Here is a 14,725-nt window from a genome sequence, read left to right on the forward strand (position 1 = left end):
GGGGGGGCGGTCCGGGGGGGGGCGCCGGGCCCGGCGCCCACGGTTTCATCGGCGACACCCGGCTGTGGAATGTCAAGCACCCCAACGCTTATGCGTCTCAATTGGAGCAGCGGCGGCTGCCGATCGCCGGGTCCGAAGCGCTCGGCGACGACGCTCGGCACCTCGAAGCCGTGCTGTTGGCCATCAGGCTGCGCAGCGGGTTGCCGGTCGCCGAACTGTCGCCGAGCGAGCTGGCGCGGGTCGACGCGGTGGTGGCCGACGGGCTGCTGATGCCGGAGGCCGACCGTCTGGTGCTCACCGATCGTGGCCGGCTGCTCGCCGACGGCATCGTGCGCTCACTGCTTGACGATTAGCGTTCCTGGCCACGGTCGTTGGGTGATGCGACCGGTCACCGCCACGAGGTCGATCAGATGTTGTCTCACGACTACCTTCGATGAGGTGGCCCCTGAACGCGCTGCCGTGGTTGTTCAGTCTTTGGATCCGGAACAGCTGAGCCTTTTCTGGGCGCAGTTGCTCGGGTGCGGCCTCTCGACTGGTGTCAACGGTTCGAGCAGCAGTGTCGTTGGGATTGATGACAGCAGTGTCCTGGAGTTCTTACCGTCAACTGCACTGAAAAGTGAGAAGAACCGGCAGCACCTGGATGTGGCGTCGGAGTCCGAGAAACACCAAGCGGCGTTGGTTGAGTGCGCGTGCGGTCTCGGGGCCCAACGGGTGGACATCGGGCAGACTTCAGTGCCATGGGTTGTGCTGGCTGATCCAGAGGGGAACGAGTTTTGTGTTCTCGAGCCGCGCGACGAGTACTCCGGTTCCGGCCCGATCGCTGCTGTGGTCACCGATGCAGTGGATCCGCTGTCGACCCACTCGTCCGTACGCATCCGGAGTACGCGTCGCTCCACCACCACGGAGGGCTCCGGTTGGAGTTCGTCCGAAATCCGAACCCACCGCAACAACAAGGGCGGCTGCATCTGCGGCTCGATGTCTCCGAGGGTTTGCCGACCGACGCACCAGCAGGTCTTCGCCAAGTCGGATTCGGCTGCCCGATCTGCGTAATCCCGTCCACCGCGCTGGCCGATCCCGAGCGGAACCACCTCTGCGTGTCTCGTTTCTGGCGATTGGAAACGGCTCAGTCCCGGTCTCACTGGTGCTCGCTCGTCAGTGCCGCTTGACGAAGATCGTGGGGGCTACAGGAACGCGTCGCGGTGGTTGATTGCCCCAATCGAGGTAGCTGGTGGGCTTACGGCCAGTGATTTCGTGAACCGCCGGCGTGACGACGGCTTCCTCGGTCGTTTCGAAAGCCCATTGGCCCATCAGGAGGTCGAGGTATTTCGGCGGCAGCACCTTCCCGTAAAGGGCGCGGGCTTGCGATTCCGAAAGCACGGTGATGTCGATTGCCTCTGCGATGGCCTGGCTGATGAGTCCGACTTGGTCTCGCATCGTCAAAGAGTCCGGTCCGGTAAGGACAATCTTGACTCCGTCAAGCTGTTCGGTGGTGAGCGCGTTCACGGCGACGGCGGCGAGGTCCTCATCGGCTATGGGCGCCTGATGAGACTCCGGGAACGGTAGCCCGACAGTACAGTGTTCGCGAATCTGACTGGCCCAGAACCGGATTGCGTTGCGTGCGAATGCGCCGGGGCGCAGGCAGACACTTGTGAAACCGCCGTCGATTACCGCATTTTCTACAGCGAGGTGACGCTGCTTGTTGTACTCGACGAACGGCTCACTACCAGTGGTGTCGATCGTGGACAGCACGACGACCTTTTCGACGCCAGCGGCTTGCATCTCCCCGACAAGCCCCGGCAGAGCGTCCGGGTGCGCGAAGCTGAAGAGGAAGACGGCATCGACACCTTCGAGGGCAGCTTGCATCGTGTGTGGCTCATCGAGATCGCTGGGAATCGTCTGCAGCCATGGCCACCGTTGCGGATCGGGCCGGCGGCACGTCGCACATACCTGAACTCCGTCCACTCGTACTGCCAGAACTCGACCGTCGGCTGCAACAAGAGGCTCCCCGGTCCAGCGTCCAGGTCATGGCGCTGGACCGCATCAGCGTTGCCGATGCCCTAGCCACCGGTGAAATCGATTTGTACTTGGGCATTCCCACCACAAAACCATTGGCGTGGAATTCAGAACCCGCATTCACCGACGACATCGTCGGCGTCATCGCCGCCCACCGCCCCGCCGCCAACAGCGTCATGACGCTCGACCGGTTCGTCGATCTGCCCCACGCGCATGTCCGCATCAGCGCACAGCGAGGTCGCGAAGTCGATGATGCGTTGGCTCGCCTGGGGTACACCCGGCGCATCCGCCTGACCGTGTCGCACTACAGCTCGCTGTTTCCCGTCGTCGAAAACGGTCACTGCATCGCCGTTGCCCCTCGCCGCCTGGCCGAATATCACGCACGCAACTCGGCAATTACCCTCTTCGAGCTACCACTTGCGGTGCCGACCTACGACGTCCGACTCTTCTGGCATGCCCGCGTGGACAACGATCCAGGCATCGCCGCCCTCCGAGGAATTCTCCGGGACGTTTTCACCGCGGAACCTGGTGGACCGATCACCTACTAGCGGCCGGGCGGATGATGATCTCGTTGACATCGACATCTGCCGGAGTTCCGACGGCATAGGCCACAGCATCGGCGATGGCCTCGGGTGCGATGGCGTTGCGCCGGTAGTCGACCATGGCCTGGCGTGCCACCGGATCACTGATGGTGTCCGCCAGTTCACTGGTGACAACACCGGGGGAGACCGTTGTCACCCGCAGCCACGGCGGCGACTCCAGGCGCAGCCCTTCGGTGATCGCCCACGCCATGTGCTTGGAACCGCAATAGACCGCGCCGGTCGGCACCACCTCATGGGCACCCACCGAGGCGATGGTGACAACATGACCGCGCTCCTGCCGGGTGAACTGCGGCAGCGCCGCGGTGATGCCGTACAGCAGGCCGCGGACATTCACGTCGATCATCCGGTCCCACTCGTCGACCAAGCCGGCGTCCAGGCGTGACAACGGCATCACCCCGGCATTGGCGACCAGCACGTCGAGCCGGCCATGCCGGGTGACCAGGTCCTCGACCGCACCACGAACCGCATCGCGGTCGGTCACGTCCAGCTCACACGGTTCGACCACGCCATCGGCATCGCGGGCCAGCTCCCGCAGCCGGTCGCTGCGTCGGGCGGCCGCGACGACGATCATGCCGTCGGCGGCCAACCGGCGTGCGACGGCTCGGCCGATTCCGCTGCTCGCCCCGGTGACCAGGGCAACGTGCTGCTCGTTCATGAATCTCTCCTCATCTGGATGGGTCTTCACCACTGTCGGGCCGGCCGGGGTTGGGTGCCACGGCGCAGTGTTCCGGGGTGTGCCGCACCCAGGCTGGAATCTCGCTGGCTCACTACCATTGCGGTGGTGACGGCGACAGAATTCGGGGACTTTCTGCGGGCCCGCCGGGCCCAGGTGACCCCGGCCGCGGTCGACCTGCCCAGCCACGGGGCGCGACGGGTACCGGGGTTGCGTCGTGAGGAGGTGGCACTGCTGGCCGGCCTCAGCGCGGATTACTACACCCGTCTGGAGCAGGGCCGGGAGCGACGACCCTCACCGGCGGTGGTCGACGCGCTCGCGGTGGCGCTGCGGCTGCCCGACGACGGGCGCCATCATCTGTTCCGGCTGGCCGGGCTGAGCCCGCGGCAGCGGGGTGCTGTCAGCGCTCGCGTGGACCCCGCGCTGCTGCAGCTGATGAGCGCGTGGCCCGACAATCCGGCGCTGGTCTACAACCGGGCGTATGACGTGCTGGCCTCGAACACCATCGCCGACGCCCTGTTCGGGCAGTGGGCGCATTCGCAGAACCTGCTGCATGTGGTGTTCACCGAGCCTGGGGCTCGCAGTTTCTACACCGAGTGGGACGCGGTGGCCCGCGATGTCGTGGCGGGGTTCCGGCACGGATACGGGCAGTCACCCGGGGATCCTCGGATCCAGGCCGTGCTCACCGAGCTGTTGGGGGCCAGCCCCGAGTTCAGCGAACTCTGGGCCACCCAGGACGCCCGCGGCAAGTCGGCACACGTCAAACAGTTCTGTCATCCTGAGGTCGGGGCGATGACGCTGACCATGCAAACCTTCGACGTGCGGTCGAGCCCGGGGCAGGGGTTGGTGGTGTATCACGCCGAGCCGGGCTCGCCGAGTCGCGATGCGCTGGCGCTGCTCGGCTCGCTGGCCGCGGAAATGTCGAGCTAGCGAACCTGCGGTCGGGTACTCACCCGGTGACAGCGCGGGGTGTGCGAATATTGGCCGCATGCGCGTTTTCTTAGGCAAGCCTATCCAGACTGCCGCGGGGCGTCGGAGCTTCGTCTGACGTGACCCGCAACGCCATGAACACCTCGAACGAACCCGCACCCGAACCGATCGCGGTCATCGGGATCGGCTGCCGGTTGGCCGGCAGTGTCCACACCCCCGTGCAGTTCTGGAATTTCCTGCTCGACGGCGCCAGTGCGGTACGCGAGATCCCCGCGCAGCGGTGGGAGACCTACCTGCAGCGGGATCCGCGTAACGCCGCGGTGCTGAGAGAAACCACCCGCTGGGGCACCTTCCTCGATGATCTGGCGGGTTTCGACGCCGAATTCTTCGGGGTGTCGCCCCGCGAGGCCGAACTGATGGACCCGCAACAGCGGCTGGCCGTCGAAATATGTTGGGAAGCACTCGAACACGCCGGGGTACCGCCGCGTTCGGTGGCGGGCAGCGATACCGCGGTGCTGATGGGTGTCAACTCCGACGACTACGGCAAGCTGCTCATGGAGGACCTGCCGGGCATCGAGGCATGGACCGGGATCGGGACCTCGTTGTGCGGCGTGGCCAACCGGGTGTCGCACCTGTTGGACCTGCGCGGCCCCAGCGTCGCCCTGGACGCCGCCTGCGCGGCATCATTGGTGGCCGTTCACCAGGCCTGCCAACTGCTTCGCGCCGCGGAGACCTCGCTGGCACTGGCCGGCGGCGTCAGTGCCCTCATCGGCCCCGGCCTGACCCGGGTGCTCGATGTCGCCGGCGCCACCGCCCCGGACGGACGATGCAAGACCTTCGACGCGGCGGCCGACGGATACGGTCGCGGCGAAGGCGCCGCGGTGGTGGTGCTCAAACGGCTCACCGATGCCCAGCGCGACGGTGACCGAGTGCTCGCCGTGGTGCGCGGCGGCGCGGTCGCCCAGGACGGGCGGACGGTGGGCATCATGTCGCCCAACGGTGCGGCCCAGGCGGACCTCTTCCGCCGCGCCTGTGAGGTGGCGCAGGTGCCGCCGCTCAGCGTCGACTTCATCGAGGCGCACGGCACCGGCACCCCGACCGGCGATCCGGTGGAAGTCGCCGCGCTCGCCTCGGTCTACGGCGCGGGACGTGCTTCCGAAAATCGTTGTGCCGTAGGATCTGTCAAGCCCAATACCGGACACCTCGAGGGGGGCGCCGGTGTTGTCGGGCTGATCAAGGCGGTGCTGGCACTGCATCATGAGGTGATTCCCCCGACTGCTGGGGTCCGCAACCTCGCCCCGGCCGTGGACTGGGCCGCCAGCGGGCTGCGGGTGCCGACGGTTGCCGAACCCTGGGTGCGATCGGAGAGCCCGCGCCGTGCCGCGGTGTGCAGCTACGGATACGGCGGAACCATCGCGCATCTGCTGCTCGAAGAGGCGCCGTCGACGGCGCTTCCCGACAATGAAGCCGTTGCCCCGCATGTCATCCCGGTATCGGCGCGCTCTGCTGAGCGGTTGGCGCGACAGGCCGAGGCATTGGCCGGGCAGCTGCGCGCCATCGATCGTCCTCTCGGCCAGGTGGCCTCGACCCTGTGGACGCGCCGCTCCCACGAGACCAGCCGGGCGGCGGTGGTCGCGGACACCTCCGAGGATCTGCTGGCCGGACTCGAAGCGCTGGTGGCCGGCCGCCGAGACGCCCGGGTGGTGTCGGCAACGGTGGTCCCGAACGCCGAAGCCGGGGCGGTCTGGGTGTTCTCCGGTCACGGATCGCACTGGGCGGGAATGGGTTCGGAGTTGCTCGTGGCCGAGCCGCGGTTCGCGGAGGTGATCGACGCTCTCGAGCCGGTGTTCCGTGCCGAACTCGGCTTCTCGCCGCGGGAAGCGTTGGCCACCGGTGCCCTCGGCGGGACCGACCGGGTGCAGGCGCTGACGTTTGCGATGCAGGTCGGTCTGGCCGCGGTGCTGCGTGAGCGTGGGCTACAGCCGGCGGCGGTGATCGGCCATTCGGTGGGTGAGGTGGCGGCCTGCGTGGCATCCGGTGTGCTGTCCCTCGACGACGGGGCCCACGTTGCCTGCTACCGGGCCCGGGGATTTCGGTCGGTGATGGGCGACGGCGCAATGGCACTGGTGCGACTGCCGTTCGACGACGCCGAGCGGCAATTGCGGGGCCGCGCCGACGTGGTGGCCGCGATCAGTTCCTCCCCGGAGTCGACGGTGATCTCCGGTCGCGTTGCCGCGGTCGACGAGGTGTGCGCACTGCTGACCGAGCAGGACGTGATGGTCCGCCGGGTCGCCACCGACGTCGCCTTCCACAGCCCGGCGATGGATGCGCTGACGGGCGAACTCGCCCGTCTCACCGGCGGATTGCCGGCGTCCCGGGAGGCGGTGGTGCCGCTGTACACGACGGCACTGACCGACCCGCGTTCGGCGGCGCCCCGCAATCCTGACTACTGGGTGCACAATCTGCGTGGCCGGGTCCGGTTCGCCGAGGCCGTGACCGCGGCCGCCGAGGACGGTCACCGGTTGTTCCTGGAGGTGTCCGCTCATCCGGTCGTGTTGCACTCCGCCGTGGAGACGCTGACCCAACTCGGGATCGACGAGTCCGCCGTGATTCCGGTGCTGCGCCGGGATCAGCCGCAGCGCCGGGCCATCGCCACCGCCGTCGGCGCGCTCCACTGCCACGGCGCCCCGGTCGCCGTACCGGCGCGGGCCTGGGCCCCCGATCTTCCCGGAACCCAATGGCAGCACCGGGATTTCTGGCGCACCCCGACGCCGCCGCCAGGTGGCCGAGGTGTACACGACGTCCACAGCCACACCCTGCTCGGTGGGCGGATGGAGGTGACGGGTGCAGCCCCGGCCCGGGTCTGGCAGACCCGGCTCGACATGAGCTCCCGGCCCTACCCGGGAGACCACCCGGTGCAGGGCACCGAGATCATCCCTGCCGCAGTGCTTCTGAACACCTTCCTGACGGCCGCGGGAACCGACCTCGCAGAGGTGCGGCTGCGGACACCCGTCGCCCCCGGCCGGGCCCGCGACGTTCAGGTGGTGCTGGCCGACGGCGCACTGAGTCTGGCCACCAGGCTGCTCGACGACACCGACGACGACGGTGGCTGGCTCACCCACACCACCGCCACCAGTGTTGCGCGGGACCCCGGTGTGCTCGTGGCGGTCCCGCCGAAATGTCCGGAGTCGTTGCCGCCCAACCATGTGGTGTACACGCTGGCCGGCCTCGGGGTCGCGGCAATGGGTTTCGACTGGGCTGTCACGGACCTGCGTCGCGGGGAAGGTGAGCTCCTGGCCCGCGTCTGCGCCGAGGCGGACGGTTCGGTGCCGTCCAGCTGGGCAGGTCTGCTCGATGCGGCCACCTCGGTGGCCTCGACGGTGTTCGACGGCCCCCGGCGACTCCGGATGCCGGCCCACATCGAGTGGGTGCGGATACCAGGGCACGCTCCGGCGGTCGCGACGATCCACGTCCGGCGCCGGCCGGGCACCACCATCACCGATGTCACGATCAGCGATGCGACCGGCAGCGTCCTGGCGGCGTTGGAGGGCATGGGATTCGACGAGCTCGAGAACCCGGCGGGTACCGACACCACCCGGATCCTGCATGACCTGGTCTGGCACCCGACGGAATTCGATATCGATGCCCGACCCTCCGAGGTGGCTGTGGTGGGTGCCGACCCCGACACGGTGGCCGGCGTGGTCGCGCAGCTCGAGGCGGCCCAGGTGAACCACCGGGTGTTCGACGAGCCGGGTCAACTACCCGCCGACCTGACGCGCGACGCGATGGTGTTGGTGACGCCCCGGATCGATGACACCGCGGAGGCCTCGGTCGATGTGGTGCGACGGACGCTGACCGCGATGCATGTCATGGGCAGCCAGGCCCGCCTGTGGGTGCTGACCCGGCGGGTTCACGAGGGTGACAACGTGGGCCACGCCGCGCTGTGGGGTCTGGCCAGGGTGGCCGCCGCTGAGCAGCCTCGGCTGTGGGGAGGCGTGCTCGATCTGGACGACTCGCGAATCCCGTTGGGAGCCTTGGTTTCCTTGGCCGGCAACGGTGTGGTGGTGCTGCGTGACGGGGTGGCGCTGACTGCGCGGCTGGAGCCCGCGGCAGCGGGTGTCGGTGCCCCGTTGAGTTGCGCACCGGGTGGCACCTACGTGATCACCGGCGGTACCGGGGCGCTCGGGTTGCGCCTGGCGCATCATCTGGCCGATCTCGGAGCGCGCCGGCTGGTCCTGCTGTCGCGCTCCGGTGTTCCCGAGCGTTTGGTATGGGGGAGCCTGCCCGACAACGACGCCGTCGCGATGATCTCCGGGCTCGAGGCACGTGGGGTCACGGTACGGGTCGCCGCAGTCGACATCGGCGCTCCGGGGGCCGCCGCGGCGTTGCGGGAGGTGCTCCGGGAGCTGCCTGCGGTACGGGGCGTGATTCACGCTGCCGGTGTCGAAGCCGGCGCACTCCTGGTCGACACCACCGCAGCGGATATCAGTGCGACCATGCGGCCCAAGGCGGCGGGGGCCGAGACCCTGCACCAGGTGTTCCCGCCGGGGCAGTTGGACTGGCTGGTGCTCTTCTCGTCGTGCGGCTACCTGGCGGGATTTCCCGGTCAAGGAGCCTACGGATGTGCCAACGCCTATCTCGACGCGTTTGCCCAGCATCGGCGTAATCTCGGCGACCGGACGATCAGCGTCGCGTGGACCGCGTGGCGGGGTCTGGGGATGGGTTCGGCATCGGCATTCGTCGCGGCCCAGTTGGAAGCTCTGGGGATGGACACCGTGACCGCCGACGACGCGTTGCGGGCATTGGATGCCGCACTTCGCGCGGATCGGGCACACGTCGTGGTGCTTCCGGTGTTACCGGCTGCGGCGAAGGTGCCCATGCTGGCGGCGTCAGCGCCGTCGCCGACAACGGAATCCGAGCCGGCCTCCGTCGGGCAGGTCGGCCCCGGGGACGCCGACCCCGCAGTCTGGGCGGCGCAGCAGGTACTTGCTGCCGTGGCCGGTGAGCTGGGGCTGCCCGCCGACGGGGTGGACCCGCGACTGCCGCTGGCCGAGATCGGTGTCGACTCGATCATGACCGTCGCCGTCCGTCGACAGTTGGAGAAGCAGACCGGGCTGGCGCTGCCGCCGACGCTGTTGTGGGAGCATCCGACGGCGGCGGCGGTGACCGCGCACATCGTCGAGATGCTCGACCACCCCGAACTCAGGCCAGCAGCTGCTCGATGAGTTTCGGCTTGTCGACCTTGCCCACAGCGGTTTTCGGCAGTGACGGCAGCGCCACCAGGACGTCCGGCCGGGAGTGTGCCGAGACTCCCCGTTGGTCCAGGTAGGCGTTGAGCTCCGCCAGGGTGATTGGTGCTCCGCTGAAAACCACTGCCGCACAGATCTTCTCGCTGAGGTATTCGTCCGGCAACGGCACCGCGGCGGCGAACACGATCTTCGGATGGGTGTGCAGATGGTCTTCGAGGTCGGTGGCCGAGACGGTTTCGCCACCACGGTGGATGACGTCCTTGATGCGGCCGACCACCTCGACGTAGCCGGCTCGCGCGCCCTCGCCGAACAATCGCACCCGGTCCCCGGAGCGGTAGAAACCGTCCGGGGTGAAGGACCGGGCGTTGGCATCCTCGGCGCGGTAGTACCCGTTGAGCGTGTACGGCCCGCGGACCAGTAGCTCGCCTTCTGCACCGGCGGGCACCTCGTCACCGAACTCGTCGACCACTCGCATCTCGTCCAGCGGCGTCATCGGCCGGCCCTGGGTGTGCAGCACCACGTCGCGAGGATCGCCGACGCGGGTGAAGTTCAGCAGGCCCTCGGCCATCCCGAAGATCTGCGACAAACCCGGACTGAGGCCGTCGAGGATGTACTGCGCTTCCTCCGGCGACATCCGGGAGCCACCCACCTGAACCCACCGCAGTGAGGTGGGCAGCACCGGTTCCCATTCACAAGCCTGGGTCCATACTTTGGCCAGTGCGTTGACCAGGCCCGTCACGGTGACGTTGTGCTGGTCGATGAGCGCAAACGCCGCCTCCGGGCTGGGATCGGTGGTGAAGACCGTCTTGGCGCCCACGGTCATGGCGCCCAGCAATCCGGGGCAGGCCAACGGAAAGTTGTGCCCGGCCGGCAACACCACCAGGTAGGTGTCCTGTTCGGTCATCTCGCAGGCCTGCGCGCAGGCACGGGCGTTGTAGACGTAGTCGTCGTGGGTGCGGGCGATGAGCTTGGGCAGGCCGGTGGTACCCCCGGAGACCAACAGCAGGGCCGGGTAGGACGGATCCACGGAGACCCGTGGCGGGGCGGGTGGCCCGCTGTACTCGGTCAGTGCGGACCATGGGGTGTGCTCGCCGGCCGGGCCGTCGACGATCACGTGTTGCAGGTTCGGTTGCTCGGCGGCCAACTGGGCCGCCATCGCGCAGAAATCGAACTGGCCGGTGCTGCCGGGGACCAGCAACCCGACCGCCCCGCTGACCGCGGCGAAATGGCCCAGCTCTGCGGCGCGGTGGCCGGGCAGGCACATGACGGGAACGACCCCGGCCCGGAGCAGCCCGAACAGGGCGACGGCGAACTGGCAAGTGTTGGGGAATTGGAGCAGCATCCGGTCGCCGGGCAGAACGCCGTGCGCAACCAGCCAACCGGCGACCCGGTCCGCGGCGGCATCGAGTTCGGCGAATGTATAAGTTCGCTGGGAGTCCACGATCGCAGCGCGCTGCGGCCACCGTTTGGCGCCGTCGCGCAGGATCGAGTCCAGCGGATCGCCGGTCCACAAGCCCGCCTGCCGGTACGCCGCGGCCCGGTCAGCCGGGAACGGCACAAAGCCCCGCAGCAGGTCCTGGTAATGGTGCTGGTCATCGGGCTGCTGACGGTCGAATCCCGTGCTGGTCACTGAGTGTGGTCCCTCTGGGTAGCAGTGTTCGGTCAACCAAATATAAGGTAGCCTCCTCAAAGTTAGGGCAGCCTTTACTAATGCGGAGGTGATGGGCAGTGAGTGTTGCTGCGACGACTGCAGGCACCGTTCGCGCCGAGGTCGCCGAGCTGCTCGGCGTGAGCCCGGAAGCCCTCGATCCACAGGCTGATCTGATCGCGTCCGGACTCGATTCCATCCGCATGATGGCGCTGTCCGGGCGCTGGCGGAAGCAGGGAATCAACATCGGCTTCGCCGCCCTCGCCGAGGCGCCGACGGTAGCCGCGTGGATCGATCTCGTCAGCGAACGTGGTGCGCCCGCCGATCAGCCGGTGGCGGCCGCGGTTTCCGGCGTGGACACCGCAGACCCGAACGAGCCGTTTCCGTTGGCGCCGATCCAGCACGCACTGTGGGTGGGGCGCAACACCGAACAGGAACTCGGCGGAGTCGCGGCCCACCTGTACGTCGAGTTCGACGGCCACGGCGTCGATCCCAGCCGGCTGCGGACCGCCGCCGCCGCGCTCTCGGCGCGGCATCCGATGTTGCGTGTGCAGATCCTGCCCGACGGCACCCAGCGGATCAGTGACCGGGTGCTCGAACCGAAGATCACCGATCTGCGTCACCTCGACGAGGCCGCCGCCGGTGCACAACTCGAGCTCATCCGCGACCGGAAGAGCCACCAGATCCTCGAGGGCGAGGTACTCGAACTCGCCCTCACCCTGTTGCCGCAGGGGCGTACCCGCGTCCACGTCGACCTCGACATGCAGGCCGCCGACGCGGTGAGCTACCGCAATTTCATGGCCGATCTGGCTGTGCTCTACAAGGGTGAACAGCTGCCCGAGCTCGGCTACACCTATCGCCAGTACCGGGCCGCCTTCACCGCCGCCAACCCGCAGCCCACCGACGAGGACCGGAGGTGGTGGGCGGAGCGCATTCCCGATCTGCCCGAACCGCCGGCTCCGCCACTGGTGCCGCTGTCGGAGCAGGCCAACCCGAGGCGGAACACCCGCCGCCACCATTTCTTCGACAGCGCGGCAAAGGATTCACTGTTTGCTGCCGCCCAGCGGCGCGGTATCACCCCGGCGATGGCCATCGCAGCTTCCTACGCAGGAGTGCTGCGCCGCTGGTCCACCCATTCACGGTTCCTGCTCAATCTGCCGATGTTCGGGCGCGAGCCGTTCCACGCCGACGTCGACAAACTGGTGGGCGATTTCACGACGTCGCTGATGCTCGACATCGACCTGACCGGCACCACGACAGCAGCCGAGCGCGCCCAGGTGGTGCAGGACACGCTGCACACCACGGCACGGCACTCCAGCTACTCGGGGTTGTCGGTGCTGCGCGATCTCACCCGCCACCACGGCACCCAAGTGCTGGCCCCGTTTGTGTTCACCAGCGCGCTCGGACTGGGCGACCTCTTTGCCGGTGACGTCACCGAGCAGTTCGGGACGCCGGTCTGGCACATCTCGCAGGGCCCGCAGGTGCTGCTCGACGCCCAGATCACCCCGTTCGACGGCGGCCTGCTGCTGAACTGGGACGTCCGCGAGGAGGCCTTCCGCCCCGGTGTGATCGACGCGATGTTCGCCTACCACCTCGCCGAGATCAACCGGCTCGCCACCGACGACTCCGGCTGGGACCTGCCGGATCCGCCGGCGGTACCGCAGGACCAGCAGCGCGTCCGGGACGCACTCAACAGTCGCACCGCCGAGTCCAGCGGAGACGCCCTGCACGACGGGTTCTTCCGTGTTGCCGCCGAAACACCGGATGCGCCGGCAGTGTTCAGCAGTCTCGGCGACTTCAGCTACGGCCAGTTGCGTGATCAGGTGCTGGCGGTCACCGCCTCTCTGCGGCAACACGGCGTCTGCCCGGGCGATGTCGTGGCGGTGATGGGACCCAAGACCGCCGAACAGATTCCGGCTCTGCTGGCCATCAGTGCCGCCGGTGCGGTCTACCTTCCGATCGGTGTCGACCAGCCGTCGGACCGGGCGCGCCGGATCCTCGATACCGCGGGTGTTCACTCGGTGTTGGTGTGCGGCAGCACCATTGATCCGATACTGGAGTCGTCATCCAGGCCGGTGCTGCTGGTCGCCGATGCCGTCGTCGGGGGTCTGGCGCTGGCAGCTGAGACCGAACCGGTCCGGGTCGACCCGAATGAACTTGCCTACATCCTGTTCACCTCGGGGTCCACCGGAGACCCCAAGGGTGTCGAGATGCGCCACGCCGGTGCGATGAACACCATCGAATTCCTCAACGGCCACTTCGAGATCGGGCCGGCTGATCGTGTCCTGTTCCTGTCGACGCTGGAATGCGATATGTCGGTCCTCGACATCTTCGGCATGTTGCGGGCCGGTGGATCGATCGTTGTCGTCGACGAAGAGGACCGGCGCAACCCCGATGCCTGGGTGCAGATGATCGACGAGTACGGCATCACCGTGTTGAATTTCCTGCCGGGCTGGCTGGAGATGCTGGTTCAGATCGGACAGGGCAGGCTCAGCTCGATCCGGGTGGTGCCCACCGGCGGTGACTGGGTGCGGCCGGAGATGATCCGGGCACTGCGCGCCGAGGCGCCCGACGTTCGCGCTGCCGGTCTCGGTGGGGCCACCGAGACCGCGACCCACGCGACGATCTGTGAGCCCGGCGAGCTGCCCGCCCAGTGGGCAGCCGTCCCGCTGGGGGCGCCGTTTCCGAACAATCTCTGCCGGGTGGTGGCTGCCGACGGAAGTGATTGCCCGGACTGGGTTCCCGGTGAGTTCTGGGTGGGCGGCCGGGGTATCGCCGACGGTTACCGTGGCCGGCCCGATCTGACTGCCGACCGTTTTGTCACCCACGCCGGACGAACCTGGTACCGCACCGGTGACCTGGTGCGCTACCTCCCCGGTGGCGTGCTGGACTTCGTGGGCCGGGTGGACCACCGTGTCAAGGTCAGCGGTTACCGCATCGAGCTGGGCGAGGTGGAAGGGTCCTTCAACCGGATCGACGGCGTCGACGGAGCCGTGGCCGCGGTGCTGCCGGTGCCGGGAGGCCGCACCGGGCAACAGCAGCTGGCCGCGGTGGTGCGGGTCACCGATCCCGCGTTGGACGTGGCCGCGCTGACCGTCGCGATGGCCGGGCTGGTTCCGCCGCACATGATTCCGGCCAAGATCGTGGTGGTCGACGCCATCCCGTTCACCGTCGGCGGCAAGATCGACCGCCGGGCGGTCGCGGCCCTGCTCGAGGGGGAGCCGGCGCACACCACGTCGGAGACCGGCACCTTCAACGCGCCGTCGACCAGCCTGGAACGCGCGCTGACACACATCGTGTCCGGGATCCTGCGGCGCGACAGCAACGGCCCCGAAATCGGGATCGATGACGACTTCTTCTCTCTCGGTGGCGATTCGGTGCTCGCGACACAAACAGTTGCCCGGATCCGGGAATGGCTCGATGCCCCGCACGTCGCGGTGTCGGACATCTTCGCGGCACGTGAGGTGGGCAAGCTGGCCCGACTGCTGGTCGACCACGAGGGCGGCAGCGACCGCTTGGAAGCCGTTGCCGAGCTCTACCTCGAAGTCGTCACGATGAAAGACGCCGACGTGCTCTCGGCGCTCGACTCCACCTCCGCACAGTGATGACA

At 68.1% G+C, this 14,725-nt stretch carries 8 protein-coding genes and 1 pseudogene; 6 read left to right on the forward strand and 3 right to left on the reverse strand.

Going from position 1 to position 14,725, the window contains the following annotated elements; genetic code table 11:
• Together WBB07_RS26430 and WBB07_RS26435 are read left to right on the forward strand one after the other, a co-directional pair.
• Positions 1–353 (forward strand): annotated as a pseudogene (locus WBB07_RS26430) (radical SAM family heme chaperone HemW); the annotation flags it as partial.
• Positions 354–438: 85 nt separating this feature from the next.
• Entirely contained in the window at positions 439–1,050 is a 612-nt protein-coding gene (locus WBB07_RS26435) for a VOC family protein (RefSeq protein WP_526312185.1), read from the forward strand.
• A 102-nt stretch (positions 1,051–1,152) separates the two neighbouring features.
• Here WBB07_RS26435 and WBB07_RS26440 read toward each other — a convergent pair whose 3' ends face one another.
• The gene (locus tag WBB07_RS26440; protein WP_526312187.1) at positions 1,153–1,962 is read right to left on the reverse strand and encodes an NAD(P)H-binding protein; all 810 of its coding nucleotides are present in this window, start codon (positions 1,960–1,962) and stop codon (positions 1,153–1,155) included.
• On the opposite strand from WBB07_RS26440, the gene WBB07_RS26445 reads away from it, so the two are divergent.
• Complete coding sequence (locus WBB07_RS26445; protein ID WP_526312189.1) at positions 1,905–2,561, forward strand: LysR substrate-binding domain-containing protein; 657 nt, start codon at positions 1,905–1,907, stop codon at positions 2,559–2,561. The genes WBB07_RS26440 and WBB07_RS26445 overlap by 58 nt on opposite strands.
• Here WBB07_RS26445 and WBB07_RS26450 read toward each other — a convergent pair.
• On the reverse strand, positions 2,551–3,270 hold the full coding sequence (locus WBB07_RS26450) for an SDR family oxidoreductase (protein ID WP_526312191.1): 720 nt from the start codon (positions 3,268–3,270) through the stop codon (positions 2,551–2,553). The two genes, WBB07_RS26445 and WBB07_RS26450, sit on opposite strands and share 11 nt — an antisense overlap.
• A gap of 126 nt (positions 3,271–3,396) precedes the next feature.
• Here WBB07_RS26450 and WBB07_RS26455 point away from each other — a divergent pair, with 126 nt between their 5' ends.
• Positions 3,397–4,218: a helix-turn-helix domain-containing protein gene (locus WBB07_RS26455; RefSeq protein ID WP_526312193.1), complete on the forward strand. Its 822-nt coding sequence runs from the start codon at positions 3,397–3,399 to the stop codon at positions 4,216–4,218.
• 134 nt (positions 4,219–4,352) lie between these two features.
• Positions 4,353–9,443 carry a type I polyketide synthase gene (locus tag WBB07_RS26460; protein WP_526312253.1) on the forward strand — a complete coding sequence of 1,697 codons (5,091 nt, stop codon included), beginning with the start codon at positions 4,353–4,355 and terminating at the stop codon, positions 9,441–9,443.
• Here WBB07_RS26460 and WBB07_RS26465 read toward each other — a convergent pair.
• Complete coding sequence (locus WBB07_RS26465) at positions 9,421–11,097, reverse strand: (2,3-dihydroxybenzoyl)adenylate synthase (RefSeq protein ID WP_526312195.1); 1,677 nt, start codon at positions 11,095–11,097, stop codon at positions 9,421–9,423. The genes WBB07_RS26460 and WBB07_RS26465 overlap by 23 nt on opposite strands.
• A gap of 98 nt (positions 11,098–11,195) precedes the next feature.
• On the opposite strand from WBB07_RS26465, the gene WBB07_RS26470 reads away from it, so the two are divergent.
• Entirely contained in the window at positions 11,196–14,720 is a 3,525-nt protein-coding gene (locus tag WBB07_RS26470; protein ID WP_526312197.1) for a non-ribosomal peptide synthetase, read from the forward strand.
• The last annotated feature ends 5 nt before the right edge of the window (positions 14,721–14,725 follow it).

This window comes from Mycobacterium sp., from assembly GCF_049647605.1.
GTDB lineage: Bacteria > Actinomycetota > Actinomycetes > Mycobacteriales > Mycobacteriaceae > Mycobacterium.

Bases quoted from the DNA above. Each gene is read 5' to 3' on its own strand.
- WBB07_RS26445 (WP_526312189.1), top strand. From the start codon at position 1,905: ATGGCCACCGTTGCGGATCGGGCCGGCGGCACGTCGCACATACCTGAA.
- WBB07_RS26450 (WP_526312191.1), bottom strand. From the start codon at position 3,270: ATGAACGAGCAGCACGTTGCCCTGGTCACCGGGGCGAGCAGCGGAATC.
- WBB07_RS26460 (WP_526312253.1), top strand. From the start codon at position 4,353: ATGAACACCTCGAACGAACCCGCACCCGAACCGATCGCGGTCATCGGG.